Annotated in this window: 21 protein-coding genes and 1 pseudogene; 14 read left to right on the top strand and 8 right to left on the bottom strand. The window is 54.8% G+C overall.

Translation table 11 applies throughout. The annotated features are described in order from the left end of the window. Positions 1 to 114 precede the first annotated feature (114 nt). The 9 genes from argH to ABIC79_RS00915 all read left to right on the top strand — a co-directional run bounded on the left by argH (position 115) and on the right by ABIC79_RS00915 (position 9465). Positions 115 to 1542: an argininosuccinate lyase gene (gene argH, locus ABIC79_RS00955; RefSeq protein ID WP_121019348.1), complete on the top strand. Its 1428-nt coding sequence runs from the start codon at positions 115 to 117 to the stop codon at positions 1540 to 1542. Between the two features lie 18 nt (positions 1543 to 1560). Next, positions 1561 to 2433, top strand: a complete 873-nt coding sequence (locus ABIC79_RS00950; RefSeq protein ID WP_013575488.1) for an amino acid ABC transporter permease — start codon at positions 1561 to 1563, stop codon at positions 2431 to 2433. 13 nt (positions 2434 to 2446) lie between these two features. After that, positions 2447 to 3211 carry an amino acid ABC transporter ATP-binding protein gene (locus tag ABIC79_RS00945; RefSeq protein ID WP_013575489.1) on the top strand — a complete coding sequence of 255 codons (765 nt, stop codon included), beginning with the start codon at positions 2447 to 2449 and terminating at the stop codon, positions 3209 to 3211. 38 nt (positions 3212 to 3249) lie between these two features. Continuing rightward, positions 3250 to 4071, top strand: a complete 822-nt coding sequence (locus ABIC79_RS00940; RefSeq protein ID WP_013575490.1) for an ABC transporter substrate-binding protein — start codon at positions 3250 to 3252, stop codon at positions 4069 to 4071. A 21-nt stretch (positions 4072 to 4092) separates the two neighbouring features. Continuing rightward, the gene (locus ABIC79_RS00935; RefSeq protein ID WP_037033995.1) at positions 4093 to 4947 is read left to right on the top strand and encodes a polysaccharide deacetylase family protein; all 855 of its coding nucleotides are present in this window, start codon (positions 4093 to 4095) and stop codon (positions 4945 to 4947) included. Continuing rightward, positions 4940 to 5842: a polysaccharide deacetylase family protein gene (locus tag ABIC79_RS00930; protein ID WP_166860311.1), complete on the top strand. Its 903-nt coding sequence runs from the start codon at positions 4940 to 4942 to the stop codon at positions 5840 to 5842. Before ABIC79_RS00935 ends, ABIC79_RS00930 begins: the two co-directional genes overlap by 8 nt. Next, positions 5835 to 7190, top strand: coding sequence for an MmgE/PrpD family protein (locus ABIC79_RS00925; protein ID WP_354566471.1), 1356 nt, complete (start codon positions 5835 to 5837; stop codon positions 7188 to 7190). The genes ABIC79_RS00930 and ABIC79_RS00925 overlap by 8 nt, the downstream gene beginning before the upstream one ends. Positions 7191 to 7319: 129 nt before the next feature. Continuing rightward, complete coding sequence (locus ABIC79_RS00920) at positions 7320 to 8366, top strand: oxidoreductase (RefSeq protein ID WP_119261626.1); 1047 nt, start codon at positions 7320 to 7322, stop codon at positions 8364 to 8366. A 79-nt stretch (positions 8367 to 8445) separates the two neighbouring features. Beyond that, a complete protein-coding gene (locus tag ABIC79_RS00915) occupies positions 8446 to 9465 on the top strand; it encodes a bile acid:sodium symporter family protein (protein WP_013575495.1) in 1020 nt (339 codons plus the stop codon). Between the two features lie 64 nt (positions 9466 to 9529). Here ABIC79_RS00915 and add read toward each other — a convergent pair whose 3' ends face one another. The 3 genes from add to malX all read right to left on the bottom strand — a co-directional run bounded on the left by add (position 9530) and on the right by malX (position 13583). Continuing rightward, a complete protein-coding gene (add, locus tag ABIC79_RS00910) occupies positions 9530 to 10528 on the bottom strand; it encodes an adenosine deaminase (protein WP_112198760.1) in 999 nt (332 codons plus the stop codon). 207 nt (positions 10529 to 10735) lie between these two features. After that, entirely contained in the window at positions 10736 to 11911 is a 1176-nt protein-coding gene (locus tag ABIC79_RS00905) for a MalY/PatB family protein (RefSeq protein WP_354566470.1), read from the bottom strand. A 58-nt stretch (positions 11912 to 11969) separates the two neighbouring features. Beyond that, positions 11970 to 13583: a maltose/glucose-specific PTS transporter subunit IIBC gene (malX, locus tag ABIC79_RS00900; protein WP_013575498.1), complete on the bottom strand. Its 1614-nt coding sequence runs from the start codon at positions 13581 to 13583 to the stop codon at positions 11970 to 11972. Positions 13584 to 13837: 254 nt separating this feature from the next. On the opposite strand from malX, the gene malI reads away from it, so the two are divergent. Continuing rightward, on the top strand, positions 13838 to 14869 hold the full coding sequence (gene malI, locus ABIC79_RS00895; RefSeq protein ID WP_037034005.1) for a Mal regulon transcriptional regulator MalI: 1032 nt from the start codon (positions 13838 to 13840) through the stop codon (positions 14867 to 14869). A gap of 197 nt (positions 14870 to 15066) precedes the next feature. Here malI and ABIC79_RS00890 read toward each other — a convergent pair whose 3' ends face one another. Further along, complete coding sequence (locus tag ABIC79_RS00890) at positions 15067 to 15438, bottom strand: YebF family protein (protein ID WP_037034006.1); 372 nt, start codon at positions 15436 to 15438, stop codon at positions 15067 to 15069. A 221-nt stretch (positions 15439 to 15659) separates the two neighbouring features. On the opposite strand from ABIC79_RS00890, the gene ABIC79_RS00885 reads away from it, so the two are divergent. Together ABIC79_RS00885 and ABIC79_RS00880 are read left to right on the top strand one after the other, a co-directional pair. Then, the gene (locus tag ABIC79_RS00885; RefSeq protein ID WP_354566469.1) at positions 15660 to 16541 is read left to right on the top strand and encodes an NAD(P)-dependent oxidoreductase; all 882 of its coding nucleotides are present in this window, start codon (positions 15660 to 15662) and stop codon (positions 16539 to 16541) included. Positions 16542 to 16699: 158 nt separating this feature from the next. Next, the gene (locus tag ABIC79_RS00880; RefSeq protein WP_354566468.1) at positions 16700 to 17728 is read left to right on the top strand and encodes an isopenicillin N synthase family dioxygenase; all 1029 of its coding nucleotides are present in this window, start codon (positions 16700 to 16702) and stop codon (positions 17726 to 17728) included. Here the strand turns inward: ABIC79_RS00880 and ABIC79_RS00875 are convergent. Both ABIC79_RS00875 and ABIC79_RS00870 read right to left on the bottom strand, forming a co-directional pair. Continuing rightward, positions 17712 to 17888: pseudogene (locus tag ABIC79_RS00875) on the bottom strand (hypothetical protein); the annotation flags it as partial. The gene ABIC79_RS00880 and the pseudogene ABIC79_RS00875 overlap by 17 nt on opposite strands. 112 nt (positions 17889 to 18000) lie before the next feature. After that, positions 18001 to 18459: a MarR family winged helix-turn-helix transcriptional regulator gene (locus ABIC79_RS00870; RefSeq protein ID WP_112152251.1), complete on the bottom strand. Its 459-nt coding sequence runs from the start codon at positions 18457 to 18459 to the stop codon at positions 18001 to 18003. 201 nt (positions 18460 to 18660) lie between these two features. Between ABIC79_RS00870 and ABIC79_RS00865 the strand changes: the two genes are divergently transcribed. After that, positions 18661 to 19074, top strand: a complete 414-nt coding sequence (locus ABIC79_RS00865; protein WP_112152252.1) for a VOC family protein — start codon at positions 18661 to 18663, stop codon at positions 19072 to 19074. Positions 19075 to 19212: 138 nt separating this feature from the next. On the opposite strand, the gene gap is transcribed toward ABIC79_RS00865, so the two are convergent. Both gap and ABIC79_RS00855 read right to left on the bottom strand, forming a co-directional pair. Next, positions 19213 to 20223, bottom strand: a complete 1011-nt coding sequence (gap, locus tag ABIC79_RS00860) for a type I glyceraldehyde-3-phosphate dehydrogenase (protein WP_013575505.1) — start codon at positions 20221 to 20223, stop codon at positions 19213 to 19215. 78 nt (positions 20224 to 20301) lie between these two features. Next, a complete protein-coding gene (locus tag ABIC79_RS00855) occupies positions 20302 to 21291 on the bottom strand; it encodes a GlxA family transcriptional regulator (RefSeq protein WP_037034011.1) in 990 nt (329 codons plus the stop codon). 218 nt (positions 21292 to 21509) lie between these two features. Here ABIC79_RS00855 and ABIC79_RS00850 point away from each other — a divergent pair, with 218 nt between their 5' ends. Next, positions 21510 to 22115 (top strand): transglycosylase SLT domain-containing protein, encoded by a 606-nt coding sequence (locus tag ABIC79_RS00850; RefSeq protein ID WP_013575507.1) that lies wholly within the window; start codon positions 21510 to 21512, stop codon positions 22113 to 22115. Positions 22116 to 22218: the final 103 nt, after the last annotated feature.

Below are 22218 nucleotides of genomic sequence, written 5' to 3'. Positions count from 1 at the left end.
CTCAGATTGTGCAGTGTCATTTGTCATGTTGCCGGAAGGGTTTTATTTTCTCTTACCGTCAGACATGCCACCGGATCCAGGTTTGCAACATTTATGCCATACAAGGAAAAAATTATGTCGCAACAGCCAGAATTACTGTGGGGAGCACGCTTCAAACACGGGCCAGCCGCCGCATTAAGCGCATTATCGCGCAGCCCGGAATATTATTTTTCCCTTGCCGAATATGATCTGGAAGGGTGCCGCGCCCATGCGTATGAATTAAGCCGCGCCGGTTTACTCGACGAAAATGAAACCGTCCTGATGGTGGAGGCTATTAAACAACTGGCGAAGGATTTCCGTGCCGGGATTATTCAGCCGGTTCAGGGGGATGAAGACGTTCACACGTTTATCGAACGCAGCCTGACCGAGCGGCTGGGGGAACTCGGCGGCAAGCTGCGGGCAGGGCGTTCACGTAATGATCAGACCGCTAACGATTTACGCCTCTACCTGCGCGACCACGCCCGCAAGATTGTGGCGGCATTGCTCGAACTTCAGACTGCACTGGTGAAGCAGGCGGAACAGCATATTCATACGCTGGCACCGGGTTTTACCCATCTTCAGCAGGCGCAGCCGATTGTGTTCGGGCATCAGCTGATGGCGCATGCGCAGTCCTTTTGCCGTGACATTGAACGCTTTCAGGACTGGGATAAGCGTTGCGCACTGTCGCCTCTGGGCGCGGCGGCGATGGCGGGTTCTGCGATTGCCCTGCACCCGGAACTCTCCGCCAAAGATCTCGGTTATGACGGTGCCTGCGAGAACTCGATTGATGCCGTAGCCAGCCGGGATCACGTCGCAGAATTCCTGTTTGCGGGCAGTATGCTGAGCGTCAATCTTTCCCGCATCAGTGAAGAAGTGTGTCTGTGGGCATCGCGCCAGTTCCGCTGGGTTGAACTGGACGACGGCTACGCCACCGGCAGTTCCATCATGCCGCAAAAGAAAAACCCGGATATCGCTGAACTGACGCGCGGCAAAAGCGGACGGCTGATTGGCAACGTCACCGCCATGCTGACCACCATGAAAGGCCTGCCGCTTTCCTATAACCGTGACCTTATCGAAGACAAACGTAATGCGCTGGATACCGTCGAACAGTTGCTGTTAGTGCTGCCTGCGATGGCGGGCATGATCGATACCATGACCGTCAATGTTGAGCGTTTACGCGAACAGGCACCGGAAGGCTTTACGCTGGCGACTGAAGTGGCCGACTGGCTGTCGCGCCGTGGCGTGCCGTTCAAGGAAGCCCACGAAATCACCGGCAAACTGGTGCAGGTGTGTGAGCAACATAATCTGGCGCTGCACGAAGTCAGCGACGCGCAGTTACTGGCAGTAGATGCCCGCCTGAGCGCCGACGTGCGTGAATGCCTGACGCTGGAAGCGGCGATCAACGCCCGCAGCGGCAAAGGCGGCACGGCGCCGGTGCGGGTGGCGGAGCAAATTGCGCGGCTGAAAATTCGTCTGCAGGCGCAGGCGAACTGGGCTACAGGCTACGCTGGCTTGTCTTTATAACCGGGCGGGAGAAGGCTTATGACCCCTTATCAGAAAATGTCGGAAAGCGCGAAAAGCGCAGAGATTGATCTCAGCGAATATCACTACGTGCCGCAACGTTATTACGGCCGGATTTTTGCCTCGGTGGTGATCCTGCTGCTGCTGGCGTTGCTGGTGAATGCCTTTGCGCACGGCAAAATCGAATGGCAGTACGTGGCGCAGTTCCTGACCGCCAAAGCCATTCTGTTCGGGCTGGGCAATACCATTGTGATGTCGGTGCTGGCGATGGCGCTGGGGATCGTGTTCGGGGTGATTATCGCCGTGATGCGCATGTCGCAAAACCCGGTCCTGCGCAGCGTGGCGATGGGGTATACGTGGATTTTTCGCGGCACCCCGCTGATTTTACAACTGTTGCTGTGGTTTAACCTGGCGCTGATTTTCCCGGTCATCGCCATTCCCGGCGTATTCAGCATTCAGACCGTCGATATCATGACGCCGTTCACCGCCGCGCTGCTCGGCCTGAGCATTAATCAGGGCGCGTACACCTCGGAAGTGGTGCGTGCCGGGCTGATCTCGGTCGATCTCGGGCAGTACGAAGCCGCGAAATCCATCGGCATGACCCGTCTGCATGCGCTGCGGCGGATTATTTTGCCCCAGGCAATGCGGGTGATTATCCCGCCCATTGGTAACGAATTCATCAGCATGGTGAAAACCACCAGCCTTGCCAGCATGATCCAGTATTCCGAAGTGCTCTATAACGCGCAGACCATTTACTTCGCCAATGCGCGGGTAATGGAACTGCTGTTTGTGGCGGGCATTTGGTATCTGGTGGTGGTGACCGTGCTGTCGCTCGGGCAGAACCGTCTGGAACGTTATTTTGGCCGTGGCACCCGCCGCCGCACCAGCCACTGACAGGAGCCTGACCATGAAAAGTATTATCAAAGCCGTCAACGTCAATAAGTACTTTGATCAGTTTCAGGCGCTGAAAAACGTCAATCTTGAGGTTAAACACGGCGAAGTGATGTGCATCATCGGGCCTTCCGGCTCAGGGAAAAGCACATTTCTGCGCTGCATCAATCAACTTGAGCGCATCGACAGCGGGGGCGTCTGGGTCGATGACGAACTGGTCGGTTACCGCATGGACGGCAAAAAGCTGTATCCGCTTAACGACCGGCAGATTGCCCGTCAGCGGCTGAAAACCGGCATGGTATTCCAGCGTTTCAATCTGTTCCCGGACAAAACCGCGCTGGAAAACATCATCGAAGGGCCGTGTCAGGTGCTGCTGCGTCCGGTGAAAGAGGCGACGCAGGAAGCGATGGCGCTGCTTGAACGCGTCGGGCTGGCGCATAAGCGTGATGCTTATCCGCTGGAACTTTCCGGCGGCCAGCAACAGCGCGTGGCGATTGCCAGGGCGCTGGCGATGAAACCCAAAGTGATGCTGTTTGATGAACCCACCTCGGCGCTCGACCCGGAGATGGTGGGCGAAGTGCTGGCGGTGATGCGCGGCCTGGCGGCAGAAGGCATGACCATGATTGTGGTTACGCATGAATTAGGTTTCGCGCGGGAAGTGGCAAACCGCGTGGTCTTCATGGACGAGGGCGGAATTATAGAAAGTGGTAATCCGGAAGACATTTTGCTCAACCCGCAAAATCCACGGACGCAGAACTTTATTTCTGCCGTCCTGATCTGACCCTTTTGACGTTAACTTTTGACTATGGGAATGCCTTCATGAAAAAAACATTGTTGTCCCTCATTACCGCTGGCGTGCTGCTGAACGGCGCTGTTTCTGTCGCCAGCGCGGCGGAGCTGAAGCAAAAAGACGAAATTAAAGTGGCGATGATGCCGAACTATCCGCCGCTGGAATTCAAAGATCCGGCCACCGGTAATCTGACCGGCATGGATTACGATCTGGGCATGGAACTCGGCAAACGCCTGAACCGCAAAATCAGCTGGCAGGAAATCGGCTTTGAACAGATGGTTAACGCCGTCGCCACCCATCGTGTCGATATGATTTTATCCGGTATGACCGACACCAAACCGCGTCAGGACATCGCCACGTTCGTCGATTACTACAACAGCGGACCGCAGTTCTATACCACCGTCGCGCACAAAGAAATCAATACCATGCTGGATTTGTGCGGCAAGAAAGTCGGCACCAGCCGCCGTACCACATTCCCGGCTGAAATTGCGGCCTGGAGTGAAGCTAACTGTGTTCCGGCAGGTAAGCCCGCCATCGTGGTGATTGGCGCGGAAGGCACGGCGGATGCGCGCACCCAGTTGCGTCAGGGGCGTATTGAAGGCGTGGTGCAGGGCAGCGAAACCCTGCCGTACATCATGAATCTGGAGAAAGACACCTATAAACCGCTGGGCAAAGCTTTTGCCTATCAGGTGACCGGTATGGGGATCAGCAAGGACGATCAGCCGCTGATTGACGCGGTAAAAGGCGCGCTGACCGACATGATCGCCGACGGTACCTATCTGAAAATCCTCACCAAATGGGGTTTGCAGGATGGTGCAATCCAGGAAGTGACCATCAATAAAGGCAAATAACCTCAGGTGACGGACTGACTCATGACGATTTCACAACAGGCGGCCAGTTTATGGCCGCAAAACAAACGCGGCTGCATGGCGCTGGCGTTTGACCTCGACGGCCCGACCGGTGATGCGATGCTTAACGGCACCCTCTGGCAGAAAGCGGATTACTTTACCTTCGGCGCTTACGGACCCTACCGCGCGCTGGAGCGCATTCTTGATTTGCTTGATGACCACCAGCTTCCGGCGACATTTTTCATCCCCGCGTGGGTCGTGGAGAACTGGCCGAAACAGTGTCAGGCGATTGTCGGACGCGGCCATGAAGTGGCGTATCACGGTTACCGTCATGAGTCTTTTTACGCCATCAGCGCGGAGAAACAGTTGTGGGTGATGCAGAAATCCCGCGAGATTTTCTGGCAGTTTCTGGGCATCCGTGCCGAGGGTTTTCGCACGCCTTCCGGTGACTGGCATGCAGAAACCCCCGCCATGTTACTGGAGGCGGGCGTGACCTATTCCAGCAGTATGCGCGGCGACGACCGGCCTTATCTCATCAACGTTGCGGGGCATGATCGCCCGCTGGTGGAAATCCCGGGCCGCTGGGAAATGGACGATTACGCTTCTATTGCCTATACCCGCGAGCCGAATTTCCCCTCAGGCTTAGACCGTACCGCCAGCTATGAACTGACGCTGGATAACTGGTGTCGTGAATTCGATGGCGCAATGGATGAAGGGCTGAGCCTGACCACGTTGTTCCATCCAAAAATCAGCGGAAAACCCGGACGCATTATGCTACTTGACGCATTTTTTGCTCACCTGAAAGCGCGGGATGACGTGTGGTTTGCACGTTGCCGGGACGTCGCGCACTGGTGGATGCAGGAGCATGCCAATGACTGAACAAAACTGGCCCGCAGGTTACCGCTCTGCGGTGGTGATTACTGTTGATTTCAATGATATTCACGGCATTCTCAGTCAGGTGCCTGCGGTGGCCGGACGCGAAAAAACGCTGTCCGTCTGGCGTTATGGCACGCTGCGCGGCATCGACAGGCTGCTGGGTTTGCTGGAGGAGAAAAACCTGCGCAGCTCGTGGTGTGTGCCGGGCATGGTGGCGGATGAAAACCCGCAGAAGATCCGTGATATAGACCGTGCCGGTCACGAACTGGCGAGCTGTGGCTATGAATTCGTCCATTTTGACGGCCTGTCGTTGCATCAGCAAACTGACAGCCTGCAACGGGGTAAAGCGGCGCTGAAAGCGCTGACGGGTAAAGTGCCACGCGGCTTTCGTTTGCCCGCCGGTAACTGGGCGCCGGGCTTTGCGGATGTGCTGGCGGATGAAGGATTCAGCTGGACATCCGGCTGGCGCGGTGATGATTTACCCTATTTCCAGCCGATGCAGGATGGTCTGGCGTCGCGGCTGGTGGAACTGCCGCTGCATTATGAAATGGAAGACGAGCCGTATTTTGCCTTTAACCTCAGCCCGGCGGTGCCTCCGGCGCAGTCGCGGATTGCCTCTTACCGCCATACCCTCGGCAATATGAAGATGGATTTCGACGGCTTCCACCGTTTTGGCCTGTGTTACGTGCTGCGCCTGCATCCGGAAGTGATCGGCACGGCAGGGCGCATTGGTATGCTGGCGGAACTGCTGGATTACATCACTTCGCACCCGGACGTCTGGGTGGCGACGGCCGGCGAAGTCGCGGACTGGTGGTCGCAGAATCAGCCGCAAAACGAGGCGTCGCATCCGGCGCAAATCTGGATGCAACACACCGCGCCGGGAGTCAGCTATGAGTAATGTTTCACAACAGCAGGTTCTGGCCGGATTCGTGGTGAATACCCGTTTTGAGGATTTGCCGCCACGGCTTGTTGAACGCGCCAAACGGCATATCCTCGACACGCTCGGCGCGGGGCTGGTGGGATCCGCCAGCGATGTTGCAAAACAGGTTGCGGCGATGATCCTCGGTGAAGGCGCATTGCCGCTTTCGTCGGTGTGGGGCTGTCGCGAACTGACGTCGCCACGCAACGCCGCGCTGCTTAACGGCGTGGCGGCGCATGCGCTGGAACTTGATGATACCGGCGGTTGCGATCATTCCGGCGCGGTGGTGATTCCGGCTTTGCTGGCAGTACTGCCGTTATGCCCGCAACCGGTCAGCGGAAAAGCGTTTATCACTGCGGTCGTGATCGGTTATGACGTGGCGCGCCGCGTGCTGGAAGCCTGTGGCGGATATTCACCACATAACGGCGCAGGCTGGCATTCGACATCCACCTGCGGCGTGTTTGGTGCGGCGGCGGCAGCCGGAAAATTAATGGGGCTGAATGCGGCGCAAATCAGTTCGGCGTTAGGCATCTCCGGCAGTTTCAGCGGCGGCTTGTGGGCGTTTATCCACGACGGTTCGCAGAGTAAAAAACTGCACGCCGGACGTGCTGCCGAAGGCGGTGTGCTGGCCGCGCTGAGCGCCAGGCAGGGCATCAGCGGCCCGTCGCAGTTATTCGGGGATAAATGGGGAGGATTCCTTTCCACGCTGGCCCCTGCCAGTGCAACGCCGGAAGCGCTGACCGCGCAACTGGGGGAAATCTGGAAGCTGGAACGTTGTTCCATCAAGCCTTACGCCTCCTGTCGTGGCACGCATTCAGCCATTGACGCCACCGGCATTTTGCTGGAAAGACTGAATGCCGGCGCGGCGGATATCGAAAAAATCGTTGTGCGCTTGTGTCCGTTCCTCAACGGCATGTGCGGCGACAACGAAATCGCCACGCTGGCCGCCGCGCAGATGAGTATCCGCTACGCTATCGCCGCCCGCGTGGTCTTTGGACACGCAGGGCTGGCGGCGTATGACGCTGATAAACGTCAGGATCCGGCCTTGCTGGAGATGATCCGCCGGATTGATTTGCGGGAAGACGACACCCTGAGCGCCGACGGCGAGCCGGATGTCACGCTCTTCACCCGTTCTGGCCAGTCGCAAACCCTGCGGGTTGATGTCGCGCTAGGTGCACCGGGTAATCCGGTTTCTGATGAGCAACTTAAACAGAAGTTTATCTCGCTGGCGACACGGGTGATGTCGGAGGAAGAGGCAGAGAGGATATGGGAGCAGGGGATGCGGCTGGATCTGGCGCGAGATATTAATGCGTTCATCGGGCGGTAACTCCTTCCCCCTTCGCAGGGGGCGGTGCAAAGAGACAGGGCAAATTTTTCACTTGTTCATCCTGCGTGGCTGGTGTCAAATCAGATGATTAGACTCCAGCGGGTAAGACCGTTAAATAAAGGAAATCCTATGACCCAGACCCTGCGTACCGGCCTCGTCGGCTACGGCTTCGCCAGTAAAACCTTTCATTCACCCCTGATTGATGGCACGCCCGGCCTCGAGCTGGCGGTGGTTTCCAGCAGCGATGCGGGCAAAGTCCATGCGGACTGGCCCAATGTGGAGGTGGTAGATTCGCCGGAAAAGCTGTTTGCCGATGCGTCCATTGAACTGGTGGTGATCCCGACGCCCAACACCACCCATTTCCCGCTGGCGAAACTGGCGCTGGAAGCGGGTAAGCACGTTATCGTGGATAAACCCTTTACCGTAACACTTGAGGAAGCCCGCGAGCTTGACGCGCTGGCGCGTGAAAAAGGCAAGGTGCTGTCAGTATTTCATAACCGTCGCTGGGATTCAGATTTCCTCACGGTTAAAACGCTGATTGAAGAAGGTGCGCTCGGCGATATCGTCTATTTCGAATCCCATTACGACCGTTACAAACCGCAGGTTCAGCAGCGCTGGCGTGAAAGTGATGCGCCGGGCAGCGGCATCTGGTTCGATTTGGGTTCGCATCTTCTGGATCAGGCGCTGCAATTGTTCGGACTGCCGGAAACGTTGCAGGCGGATCTGGCTGTACTGCGCCCCGGCGGTAAAGCCGTGGACTATTTCAACGCGGTGCTGACCTATCCGCGCCGTCGCGTGGTGCTGCACAGTACGGTGTATGCGGTTGCCGAAACTGCGCGTTTTATCGTGCAGGGCGAGAAGGGCAGCTACGTGAAATTCGGGCTGGATCCGCAGGAGGACCGCCTGAAAGCCGGTGAACGTCTGCCACAGCCTGACTGGGGATTCGACAAGCGCGATGGTGTGATTACGCTGAGCCACGACGGCGTACTGGCGGAAAAATCGCTGCTGACCATTCCGGGCAATTACCCGGCTTATTATGCCGGGGTGCGGGATGCCATTAACGGACAGGGCGACAATCCGGTTCCGGCGGCGGATGCTATCCGTGTGATGGAAATGCTCGAACTGGGGATGCAGTCCTCAGAACAACAGGCGACCCTGAAAGTCATCAAGAACTAACACGTCGTCTACGCTTCTTAAGTGTCACTTTGGTGGCACTTTTATTTTTCATTTGTTATTCACTTTGCAAGGAAGGTTCATGTCCTGGTTACAACGTCTGAAAATCGACAAGTTTTTGCTGATCCTGGTTTGTGTTGTCGTGGTCGCCTCATTTTTCCCGTGTGAAGGCATTTATAAAACCTTCTTCGGTTACCTGACCACGGCCGCTATCGCGCTGCTGTTCTTTATGCACGGTGCGAAGCTTTCCCGTGAAGCGATCATGGCGGGTATCAGCCACTGGCGTCTGCACGTAGTGGTGTTTCTCAGCACCTTCGCGTTGTTCCCGCTGCTCGGTCTGGGGATGAAATGGCTGGTGCCGGTGGGGATCCTGACGCCGACGTTGTACTACGGTTTCCTGTATCTCTGCGCACTACCTGCGACCGTGCAGTCTGCGATTGCTTATACTTCGGTGGCGGGTGGTAACATTCCGGCGGCTATTTGCAGCGCGTCGGCATCCAGTATTCTTGGCGTGTTCCTCTCGCCGGTGCTGGTCGGCCTGCTGATGCATACACAGGGCGGCACCACTGACACCCTGCACGCCATCGGTTCTATTGTGCTGCAACTGATGGTGCCGTTTATCATCGGGCATCTTTGTCGTCCGCTGATTGGCGGCTGGGTACAGCGTCACAAGAAAATCGTCAACGTCACTGACCGTTCATCGATTCTGCTGGTGGTATATGTGGCGTTCAGTGAAGCGGTGGTGCAGGGGATCTGGCATCAGATCAACGGCTGGTCGCTGCTGGCGATCCTCGGCTGTTCTGTTGTTCTGCTCACTATTGTGCTGATCATCAATACTTACGTGGCGCGTCTGTTTGGTTTTAACACCAAAGATGAAATCACCATTGTGTTCTGCGGGTCGAAGAAGAGTCTGGCGAACGGTATTCCGATGGCGAACGTGCTGTTCCCGGCTGCTGCAGTAGGGGCGATGGTGCTGCCGCTGATGATTTTCCACCAGATTCAGTTGATGGTGTGCGCGGTACTGGCCTCACGCTATGCCAAACGTGTGGCACGTGAAGAAGCCGCGGCACTGCTGAAGAAAGAAGAAGTAAAAACGGTTTGACAGGTTGAATCGAAAAGAAAAGGGCGGAGATTATTCCCGCCCTTTTTTATTGTCACAGAAAGCGTTACGCCGATACTTTGTCGCGAATGGCCTGCTTTTCAGCGTCGGTCAGGAACGCCATGGTCAGGCCGTTTTCCTGTGCCTTGCGGATCTCGTCTGGCGTCAGCCCGGCAGCCGGTGCGGCGACGTTATATTCGTTAGCAATCTCAATGCCCTGAACCGCCGGGTCATCGGTATTGATTGAAGCCAGCACGCCGTGACGCAGGAAAATCGCCAGCGGATGCTGCTCAAAAGAGGCCACGGTGCTGGTCTGTATGTTGGAAGTCAGGCAGGATTCGATACCAATCTGATGCTTCGCCAGGAAATCCATCAGTTGCGGATCCTGTGCGGCTTTCACGCCGTGACCGATACGCTCTGCGCCCAGCTCGCGGATCGCCTGCCAGATGCTTTCCGGCCCTGCGGCTTCACCGGCGTGCACGGTAATGCGCCAGCCTGCGTCACGCGCACGGTTAAAGTGGCTGAGGAACAGACTGCCGGGGAAACCCAGTTCATCACCGGCCAGATCCAGTGCGGTAATGCCGTCGCGGTGCGCCAGCAAACCCTCAAGCTCTTGCTGGCAGGCATCTTCACCAAAGGTACGGCTCAGAATGCCAATCAGACGCACATCGATATCATGATGTTGCTGACCTTCGCGGATCCCTTCAATCACTGCTTCCACCACGCCAGCGACCGGCAGTTTGTGGTTCATCGCCATGTAATACGGGGAGAAACGCAGCTCGGTATAATGCAGACCGGCACGCGCCGCATCTTCAACGTTTTCTTTGGCGATACGGCGGCAGGCATCGAGATCGCCCAGCACTTTTACGCCCCAGTCGAGTTTCTGCAGAAAACTCACCAGATCCGGTTCGGTATGCATCACCTGGACATGCGGGCGCAGGGCTTCAAGTTCATTGGCAGGCAAGGTCAGGTTAAACTGACGGCCTAAATCGAGAATGGTTTGAGCGCGGATGTTGCCATCAAGGTGGCGGTGAATGTCGGTCAGGGGAAGGCGTGTGTCGATCATGGTGTGCACTCATTATTATTGAAATGTGCGGGGCATTATAACTGTATTTAGTTGCGCAACAAGAAGGGTTTTGAATTTGCTCCCTCCCCTGCGAAGGGGAGGGTTGGGGTGGGGTATTAAAGAAATATCAGGAGGTTGAAGTGTGAATCGACCAGGTGTTTGCCCTTAAAACCCCCTCCCGTCCTCCCCCTTCGCAGGGGGAGGAGCTTAGACCAACTCCCTGATGGCATTGATTAATTTTTCAACACCCGCTTCCACCTTCGATCTCGGACAGCCAACATTCAGGCGCAGGAAGCCGTTGCCTTCTTCGCCGTAGGTATAACCCGGCATGATGGCGACTTTTTGATGTTCGATCAGCTCATTTTGCAGTTGATTATCGTCAAGCCCGAGCGGGCGCAAATCAATCCAGCCCAGATAGGTGGATTGCGGCGGCTGCCAGTTGAGCTGCGGGAAGGCGGCGTTCAGTTGTTCCGCAACGTATTGCAGATTGCCCTGTAAATATTCCCGCAGCGCGTCAAGCCAGGGTTCACCGTGATGATACGCGGCAACGTGCGCATGAATGGCCAGCACTGCCGGAGACGATAAGCCATCGCAGGATTTTAGCTGCTGCAGATACGCCTCGCGCGGGGCCTGATGGCTGATCAGGCCGTAAGCGCCGGTCAGCGCCGGGATGTTGAAACTTTTCGAACCGGACGTCAGTAACGCCCATTCACCGCGTGCGACTTCATTCCACGGCGTATGGCGGTTTTCGCCCCAGACCATATCCATGTGGATTTCATCACTGATCACCCGCACGTTGTGGCGTTCGCAAAGTTCTGAGATGAGCGCCAGTTCTGTACGCGTCCAGACTTTACCGGTCGGGTTATGCGGGCTGCACAGCAACAGCAAAGTGCAGGCCGGTTGCGCCAGCAGACTTTCCAGATGTTCTGCGTCCAGCGCCCAGTCGTTAGCGTTTTTAATCAGCGGACAGGCCAGCATCTGGCGCTGATTGCCATCCACAACTTTGAAGAAGGCGTCATAGGCGGGCGTAAATGTCACCACGCCGTCGCCCGGCTGGCTCCACTGGCGGATCAGTTGCGCAACCATGTAAATCACTGACGGGCCGTAAACCACCATTTCGCGGTCAATCTGGCTGTTAAAACGTTGCTGATACCAGTGCGCCACCGCGCCGAGGAAATCATCGTGATGCCAGCGGCTGTAACCGAGCACGCCGTGTTGCAGACGTTTTTGCAGCGCATCGAGAATGCAGGGCGCGGCGGGGAAATCCATGTCGGAGATGGTAAATGGCAGTAAGTCTGCACTGCCGAAACGGTCAGCAACGTAATCCCACTGGGTGCACCAGGTGCCATGACGGTCGGTAACGGTGGAGAAATCAAAAGTCATTCTTTTCACTCCTTGAATAAAGCAGAAAAGGGCGACCGGAGTCGCCCTGTTAATCATATTACGCGATAGCCGGTTCCGGCGCGGGCTGACTCGCCGCGGTGCGGATCAGGTAATCAAGTTCATCTTTCACTGATTGCACCTGCGGACCAATCACCACTTGCAGATTGTGTTCGTTAAGATGCACAACACCGATGGCGCGGTTGGCTTTCAGCGTGGCATCGTCGACCAGCGACATATCTGCCACGGAAAGACGCAGGCGGGTGATGCAGTTATCCAGAGAAACGATATTACCGGCACCGCCCAGCGCGCTCAGAATAACCGGCACGTTGTAGCCAGATTTACTGGAAGACGGCACCGCTGCGGCAGCAGGCATGTTCTCAGATTCCCGGCCCGGGGTTTTAATGTTAAAGCGGGTGATGGAGAAGCGGAAGATGGCGTAATAAGCCGCGAACCAGATAGCCGCCACAACCGGCACCAGATACCACTTGGTGGCAGTGCCGTGCAGGATACCGAAGACCACAAAATCGATGATGTTGCCGTCAGTATTGCCGATGGTCACACCCAAAACTGACATGATGGTGAAGCCCAGACCGGTCAGAATGGCGTGGATCACGTACAGAACCGGCGCAACAAACAGGAACAGGAATTCGATCGGTTCAGTGGTGCCGCCAACCACACAGGCAACCACGCCGGAAATCAGCAGGCCTTTAATTTTATGACGGTTTTCAGGTTTCGCGCAGTGGTACATCGCCAGTGCAGCACCCGGCAGGCCGCCGAGGAACGCAGGCATTTTGCCCTGAGAAAGGAACTGTGTCGCGCTTTCAGAAAAACCGTGCGTGGTCGGGCAGGAAAGCTGCGCCTGGAAGATGGTCAGCGCGCCGCTGACTTCGCGACCACAGACATCCAGCGTACCGCCAGCTTCGGTGAAGCGGATCAGTGCAACCAGAATGTGATGCAGACCAAAAGGTAACAGCAGACGCTCGCCGGAACCGAAAATCATCGGACCAAATACCCCTGCGCCCTGAATCAGGCGGCCCAGACCGTTAATGCCAGCAGCGAAGAAAGGCCAGATCAGCGGGATAAGCAAACCGACCAGACCGAGCACCACCGTGGTGACAATCGGGACAAAACGCGTGCCGCCGAAGAAGGCCAGCGCATCCGGCAAACGGATCGTGTTGTAGCGCTCGTGCAGGATGTACACGATGATACCGACAATCACTGCGCCCAGAATACCGGTGTCGATAGACTGAATGCCGAGGATCATCTGGATATTATTGGCTTTCAGCACCATCGGGTCGACGGTCGGCAATGTGCCGTTGGCGGTCAGGAAAAAGTTAATCGCCAGATTCAGCACGGCGAAACCGACGAAGCCGGAGAAAGCCGCCACACCTTTGTTTTCACGCGCCATGCCCAGCGGGATAGCGACAGCAAACATTACCGGCAGGAAGCTGAAGGCAAACGATCCGACTTTGCTCATCCAGACGAAAACCAGTTGCAGGATCGGATTCCCTAATGCGGGGATCAGCGTCACCACATCATGACTGCTTAACGAACTGCCGATGCCCAGCATGATGCCGCAGAACGACAGCAGGGCGACCGGAAGCATGAAAGTTTTCCCCAGGCTTTGGAAGAATTCCCAAAGTGTGACACGTTGTTTTTTATTTGCAGGCATACCCGCTCCATGAGTTGTTTTATTAAGCTGCTTTTGATGGCGGCTAAGATAAAACGTTTTACCTAAATAATACGTGTCGTACCTCACAATATTTAATGATGCTTGCACTACGCTGGTGAAAGGAAGGTTAAACGTTTTACTCAAAGAGTGGAATTAGGTATAACTGTCTGACCACGCTAATTATTCCAGCCTTCGAGTAAAGCGGGCGGGCAGGGATCCTGTTTCATGGCATTTCAAATCAACGGCAACACCCGATGAACCCTAAAAAAATCACGATCGTAGATGTGGCGCAGCACGCGGGAGTGTCCGTGACCACGGTTTCACTGGTGCTCAGCGGCAAGGGACGGATTTCCCAGACAACCGCAGAACGGGTTAACCGGGCGGTTGATGCGCTGGGTTTTGTGCGCAACCGGCAGGCGAGTACGCTGCGCGGCGGAGAATCCGGCGTGGTCGGGCTGATAGTCCGCGATATCTGTGAACCGTTTTATGCCGAAATGACCGCCGGTCTCAGTGAGATGTTTGAAGCGCAGGGCAAAGTGTTATTTCTGCTGCAAAGCGGCCCGTCCGGTAAAGGGCTGATGCGTTGTTTCGATACGTTGCTGACCCACGGCGTGGACGGCATTGTGATCGCCGGTGGCGTGAATACCCTCGGTGGGTTGAGAGAAAAGGCCGAAGAACATGGCGTCCCGCTGATTTGTGCCGCGCGCTCCGGGGGTATTGAGGGGGTTGACGTTGTCCGTCCCGATAATATGCTTGCGGCGAAAATGGCCACGGAATATCTGATCAAACAGGGCCACAAACAAATCGCCTATCTTGGCGGATTGAGCAATTCGTTAACCCGTGCCGAACGTCTCGGCGGCTTCTGCGCCACACTGCTGCAATACGGTCTGCCATTTCGCACTGAATGGATTATCGAATGTGACTATCAGCAAAAATGTGCCGCCGATGCTGCCGAAACCTTATTATCCCGCTATCCGAAAATCAGCGCGATTGTCTGCCATAAATCTTCTGTCGCACTGGGTGCCTATTTCGGCGTTCTGCGCACCGGCGCACAAGTCGGCGGCGGGGCAGTAGACAGTTTCTTCCAGCAAAAAATTGCCCTGATAGGTATGGAAGATGCACCGGAATCGGAGCTGACCGAGCCTCCGCTGACCTCCATTGCGAACTCCGCACGGGAAATCGGCCACGCAACGGCCAGGCGCTTGTTGCTGAGGATTGGCGGGCAGAATCTGGAAGCGCAGAATATTATTGTGCCACCGGGGCTGGTGGAGAGGGAATCGGCTTAGCTGATGCCTGAGCGGGCGCTCCGGAGCGCTTTTAAATTTAGAATCCAGGTCAAGGTTGTGGGTTGCCGCCCACAGTGGCTCAAAGAATTTGAAACGAACCCCCTGGAATCCTGCGTTTTTCTCACTGCGCGCTGTTGCCGGAGTCTGTGTTCCAGCGGGCGGGGTGACGGCCGCAAGCCCAGGGTGTTCGGCTGGATTTATTCCACCGTCGAATATTTCACGTAGTGATTGGAACAGTTAAAGTGCGCGACATAACCCAGGGTGCCGTTCGGACCTTTCGCGCTGAACGGGATGTTATAGGTCCCTTTGTCTTCTTTAGCGTCATCGCTGATGAAATTCAGAACCGGCACCGACGTGCCCATGTTGTCTTTATCGTTGCCCCAGTTAGGGATACGGTTTTCCATGTAATCACGGGTGACCGTATCGATGGCATTGTCCTTGCTGATATCGGCACACGCGCCTTCTGTGGAGCGCTGCATCCACCACGGGTAGATATACACAGAGCCCAACATCAGCACCATCAAAACGAAAATGACTGAAACAATCCCGATCAAAACAACTTTACTCATAATGCTTGCCACTCCTGAAAATTATCAGTCAAATCATAAGCTGCCTGAATAAATCAATATTAAATGCCAGGCGCGAAAGCGCGTATGTTACGCCACTTACTCAGCAGAGGTTAAGTAATATCAGCCTTTCTGTTGCATTCGCTTACAGAAGCCAATGCCCGGACAGCGCGCCGGGGTGTTAGCCTTTTTACAACATACATTGTTTACGTAAGGAGTCAGGCATGAGTCAGCAACAACCCACGGTCGCCGTACTGGGGCTGGGCGCAATGGGGCACGCGTTCGCCGCTAACCTGATCAAAAAAGGGTTCAATACCCGCGTCTGGAACCGGACGGCTTCACGGGGTGATGATTTGGTGAAAGCCGGTGCGACACGCGGCCGGACACCGCGTGAAACCGCTGAAGGGGCGGATGTGGTGATTACAATGCTGTCCGATGGCAAAACGTCCCTTGACGTTTATCAGGGTGACAACGGTTTGCTTGCCGGCCTGAAACAGGGCGGCATTATCGCTCAAATGGGAACGCTCGGTGTAGACGCGACTGAATCGTTGATGACGTTGATTAAAACGCTGCGTCCTGATGTGGTGTTCTTTGATGCACCGGTTTCCGGGACGAAAGCACCGGCCGAGCAGGCGCAAATTGTGGTGCTGGCCAGCGGGGATCGCGAAGCGGGTGCGGCTATTGAGCCGGTATTTGCCGCCATTTCCAAAGCGACAAAATGGCTGGGCGAAGCCGGGCGTGCATCCAGAATGAAACTGGTGGTCAATGCCTGGCTGATTGCCATGATGGAAGGTATCGCAGAAACTACGCAACTTGCCGAAGCGCTGGGTTTCACCCCCGACGATCTGTGGAATGTGCTGGAAGGCGGTCCGCTTGCTGCGCCGTATATCAGGGGCAAAATGGAGATGTTCAAAAGCGGTGATTACACCCCGCAGATGCAGCTGACCTGGGCCCTGAAAGATATCAATCTGGCGCTGGAAGCGGGCAGCAATCTTGAACTGCCGATGATGAAACGTATCAGTCAGACCTGGCAGGGTGCGGTCGATGGCGGTTATGGTGGGAAGGATCTGGCGGTGGTGTATCACTATCTTGGCAATAAGTCTTAAGTCATTAAAAATCAGCGGCCTGTCCACGGAAGGGCTGGCTGTTTTCTGCCTCTCATTCATAACCCTGAAGTATAAACCAGACCATCTGGCTATTGGTCTGTCATCCGGCAACCGTGATAGCGTTGATAATTATTAATAACATCACGGCGGACTACGCGATGAGCCAGACATCCCCCTCTATCCCTCTGATCGATTTCAGTCAGTTTTCTGCAACGCCCGGTCAGCGGGAAGCGTTCCTTGCGCAACTGCGTTATGCGGCGCGTGAGATTGGTTTTTTCTACCTGAAAAATCATGGCGTTGATGCGCAGTTACTGAAGGATGTTCAGCGGGTTGCCCGACAATTCTTTGCACTGCCCCAGGAAGACAAACTGGCTGTGGCGATGATCAACTCGCCACACTTTCGCGGTTATAACCGGGCCGCCTCGGAGATTACCCGGGGGCAGCCGGACTGGCGCGAACAGTTTGATCTCGGTGCCGAGCGGCCAAAACTGCCGGTCACAGAGAGTACGCCTGCATGGGCAAGATTGCAGGGGCCGAATCAATGGCCGGAAGCATTGCCGGAATTGCGCCCGCTGTTACTGCGCTGGCAACGGGAGATGACGGCCATGTCGCTGCGTCTGCTGCGGGCTTTTGCCCTGGCGCTGAAACTGCCGGAAGACGCGTTTGATCCGCTGTATGGCGAAAAGCCTAATGAACATATCAAACTGATCCGTTATCCGGGGCGCACGGTGGGCGCCGGAAATCAGGGAGTCGGTGCGCACAAGGATTCAGGATTCCTCAGTTTTCTCTTGCAGGATGAACAGCGCGGTTTACAGGTGGAAGTGGAAGAAAACCAGTGGATCGACGCGTTTCCGGTCCCTGATACGCTGGTGGTAAATATCGGCGAGTTACTGGAACTTGCCACCAACGGCTATCTGCGCGCTACGGTACATCGGGTTGTCTCGCCACCGGAAGGCGGCGAACGCTTGTCGCTGGCATTTTTCCTTGGCGCTCAGCTTGATGCTGTTGTGCCATTATTCCCGTTGCCCGCAGAACTGGCGCAGGAAGCGCGGGGAGAGGCAAGCGATCCGCTGAATCCGTTATTCCGCGATGTGGGTTTCAATTATCTGAAAGGGCGGCTGCGCTCACATCCTGACGTGGCACAGCGCTATTATTCCGATTTTCCCGGGGCTAATACTGCTGGCTGACCGGGGCCTGTGCAGTATCTACGCTGACCATGGTGGACATGCCCGGACGCAGACGGTTACTTTGCTGCTGTCCCGGTTCCAGTTCAATGCGCACCGCGATACGTTGTGAGATTTTGGTGAAGTTACCCGTCGCGTTATTTAACGTCGGTGATATAGCCTGACACCTGGGGGCTGAGCAGGGTAACGTTGCCACGAATAATAACGAGTAACAAATCAGTAACGGAAGTGACTATTGCAGGCGGGAAAAGCTATAAAACGTGAAAAATCGCCAATTAAAGCGCGGCGATATTGGCAGTAATACTGGCGAGAACACCCCGGGCGATATCCACATCATTTTGCGGAATACCTTCCATGACGCGGATCAGAATGTCATCCGTCATGATGCGTACCTGATTTGCCAGCTCAGTTCCGGTTTCTGTCAGTCTGATATCTTTCGAACGACGATCGGTTTCTCCGGGGCAGCGTTCCAGCAGGCCCAGCTCGGCGAGGCTGTCAAACAGGCGAATGGCGGTAGGGTGTTCCACTTCCAGCAACGCGGTCAGTTCACCCTGAGGCAGGCGTCCGCTGGCGGCTTCCAGATGTAATAACACTTGCCCGCGAGCCAGTGTCAGGCCAATAGTTTTGAAACGGGCATCACAATAAGTCCGCAACTGACGGCCGATATGAATGGTTTCAGGCAGGAAACGGACGGCAGGAGAGGTGGCTTCCGGGCGGCGGCGTAATATGGTCACAGGAGATCCTCAACGTCGGGGATTAGCAGGTTCTGAGACGTCAGATTAGCACGATAAGCAACATTTATCAGAAAAGGACGGGTGCCATTAACATTTTGAGACAAGTGGAAGGGTTATCTAAGTAAAGTTTCCGGAAACTATTTATGCTATCCGGAAAGCCATTTTACCTGTTTGCTTTATCCCTCTGACGGAGAAAATACAATGCAACCTGTCATCAACATGATCACGCTGGGTGTTAAAGACCTGGCCGCTTCTACCGAATTTTATCAGCACGGACTGGGCTTTCCAAAAGTGGTTATCGATTCTGAAGGTGTCAGTTTTTTTGAACTGGCAGGTGCCTGGCTTTCTCTGTTTCCGTGGGACGAACTGGCAAAAGATGCGCAAGTCAGCCCGGCAGGGAATGGTTTTCGCGGTATGGCGCTGGCGCAAACGGTGGCCAGTGAAGCTAAAGTGGATGCCATTCTGGCTCAGGCAGTCAGTGCGGGAGGTAAAATGATTAAACCGGGACAGAAAGTGTTCTGGGGTGGATATTCGGGTTATTTCGCCGATCCGGACGGACATCTGTGGGAAATCGCCTATAACCCGTTTATGACCATCGGGCCGCAGGAGAAATGACGTTCATTCCTGGAGCAAGAAATAATTAATTAGTTACAACATACGGTGTGTTTTATTAAAAATGGTGATCGTCTTTGACATATAAAAAGACACCGCATAAAGCGGTGTCTGTCATTATTCTGGCAGGAAAAGAGGAGGTTATAAACCGCGTTTTTCCATTAACAGGGCCAGATCGACCAGGCGGTTTGAAAAGCCCCATTCGTTATCATACCAGGCGAGAATTTTCACCAGCTTGCCGCCAATCACCAATGTTGAAAGCCCGTCAATAATGGATGAACGCGGATCACCGCGATAATCGCTCGACACCAGCGGCTCCTCGCTGTAACCCAGAATGCCTTTAAGCGGGCCGGATTCAGCCGCCTTACGAAACGCGGCGTTAATTTCTTCAACAGTCGCTTCGCGTTTAAGGTTAACGGTTAAATCGACGATGGAAACCACCGGCACCGGAACTCGTAGTGAATAACCGGTCATGCGTCCGTCCAGTTCCGGGATAACTTTCCCGATCGCTTTCGCTGCGCCGCTGGAATACGGAACAATGGAAACCGCGGCCGCACGCGCACCCCGTAAATCTTTTTCAGGTTGATCATGCAACGCCTGGCTGTTGGTGTAGGCGTGTGTGGTGTTCATCAGGCCGTGTTCAATGCCGAAGGTCTGATGCAGAACCTGAGCGGCAGGGGCCAGACCGTTGGTGGTACAACTGCCGTTGCTGACCACTTTGTGTTTTGCCGGGTCGTAATCGCTGTCATTAACGCCCATCACAATAGTAATGTCATCATTTTTGGCCGGTGCGGAAATAATGACGCGTTTTGCTCCGCCCCGGGTGATGTGAACTTCCGCTTTGGCTTTTTCAGTAAAGAAGCCGGTAGCTTCAATAACGATATCAACGCCCACAGAGCTCCACGGAATTGCAGCGGGATCCCTTTCTGAGAAAACGCGTACCGGTTTTCCATCAACCCGTAATTCGCCTTCACCCGCTTCGACGTCAGCTTTTAACGTGCCTGAGAGTGAGTCATATTTCAGAAGATGAGCGAGAGTCTTACTGTCCGTAAGATCATTAATTGCCACCACCTGGAAGTCATCCCGCCCGAGTGCGGCGCGCAAAACATTCCGTCCAATCCTGCCAAAACCATTGATACCTACTTTGACCATGATGAACTCCTTAGTTATCTGCTTTACAGTTAATCTAGTACGCAGGAGGATTGGCGTAAATGACAATAAAAGATCAATTTACGCCAAATATCTGGAGCAAAAGCGTTCTCTGTATTCTGTCGGTGTCAGTTGTAAATTTCGTTCAAAAACGCGGCGCAGGTTCAGCCCGCCGCCGAAGCCGGTCGTGAGGGCGATACGATCTATGTTTTGTGTTGTTTGTTCCAGAAGCTGTCGCGCGGCACTCAGCCTGACTTCCTCAACATATTTTGCCGGGGTTATGCCGGTTTCGCGTGTGAAAACGCGCGTGAAGTTTCGCGGACTCATCGCGACACGTTCAGCAAGGTTTTCGACAGATAAATCGCTGTTGAGATTCTCAGGTAACCAGGCCTGAAGTTCGCGGATAGAGCCATTGCTGGCCTGATTCAAAAGATAGCGGCTAAATTGCGACTGTCCACCCGGACGCCGGAGAAACATCACTAAATCCTGAGCTACATTTTTAGCGATGCTGAAACCATGATCTTCTTCGACCAATGCAAGAGTGAGGTCAAAGCCGGAGCTGACGCCACCTGACGTCCAGACCGGACCGTCCTGAACATACATCGGGCCGCGTTCCACGGTCACCTGCGGGTATTGTGCCTGCAGGGTGTCGATCAGACGCCAGTGTGTGGTGGCGTGTCGGCCGTTGAGTAATCCCGCCTGGGCGAGCAACACCGCGCCGCCACAAACAGATACCACGCGGCGGGCATGCGGCGCAGCCTGTTGCAGCCAGCGGACAACGTTTGAGCCTTCTTCTTCAGATAAGCCTTTACCGGTGACTAAGATAGTGTCGCGGGTCAATGTAGGGTCAAGATCGCATAACCGGTGATCTGCGAGAAGGTTAAGCCCTGAGACACCGTGAATCACACGGTGCGGTTGCGTGGTGGCCACAGTCACCTGATAAGGCGCAATTTTGGAATCAGACGTGGCGTGGAGAGGCAACAGACGATTCGCCTGCATGAGGATATCAGCAATGCCTGCTGCTTCGAATAACATGCCCCCGTCGGGGACGATAATCAGGAATGTGTTCATGGCATTAAAAATACAATGTGTATTAAATAAGTCAAATCTGCGAATGCTGTTATTGAATCACTCAGCCAGTAAATTAACGTGAAAGCAGGGCGCAGGGACCGGATTTCGCACTTTTGATACCGTTGAATGTCAGAAAATCCCTCATAAATACATGACCCTGAGTGACGATAACGGTATCTTATCAGCCGGAGAAACGTTCATTTAGATCCTGGAAGATTATGATTTCATTATTCAAAAAAACTTCACAATTCAGCATGTTGGTTATGCTGATGATTTTGGCTGGCTGCTCGGGCAAACCTCATTATAAGAAATACGACACGCATGCCTTTGATGATGAGATTGAAGATGCTGCCGATGAATACAAAGTTGACCGTAAACTGGTGAAGGCAATCATTCAGGTCGAATCCGGATTTAATCCCAAAGCAGTCAGTCCATCTAATGCTATTGGTCTGATGCAGCTGAAAGCATCGACCAGCGGTTGCGACGCGTATCGTTATAAAGGTAAACGCGGTTGCCCGGACGACGATGATTTGCTGGATCCGGAAACCAACATTGATCTGGGAACGGCATACATCAGTGCATTGCAACGTCAGCAACTTAACTGGATTAACGATCCGCTGACGCGCCGTTATGCCACAGAAGTCGCGTATGCCAACGGTGCGGGAGCGTTACTTAGAACGTTTTCCAGTAACCGGCAGACGGCAATCCAAATGATTAATCAACTGACGCCGGAAGCTTTTAACTGGCATGTTCGTCAGTATCATCCGGCGCCGCAGGCACCCAGATATATGGCCAAAGTCGAAAAAGCCTATGCCGGTTTATAGTGTTTAGAGCACTGAAAAATGGACGTGCTACGTGAAATCCGCAGTAACAACTATGCTGTTCAATTCTCAGAATTCACGTAGCGCGATCAATTTGAAACCCTGA

This window comes from Rahnella sp. 2050, assembly GCF_040544515.1.
GTDB classification, from domain to species: domain Bacteria; phylum Pseudomonadota; class Gammaproteobacteria; order Enterobacterales; family Enterobacteriaceae; genus Rahnella; species Rahnella aceris.
Note: the sequence above shows the minus strand (reverse complement) of the source record. Positions and strands in the feature narration are given on the sequence as shown.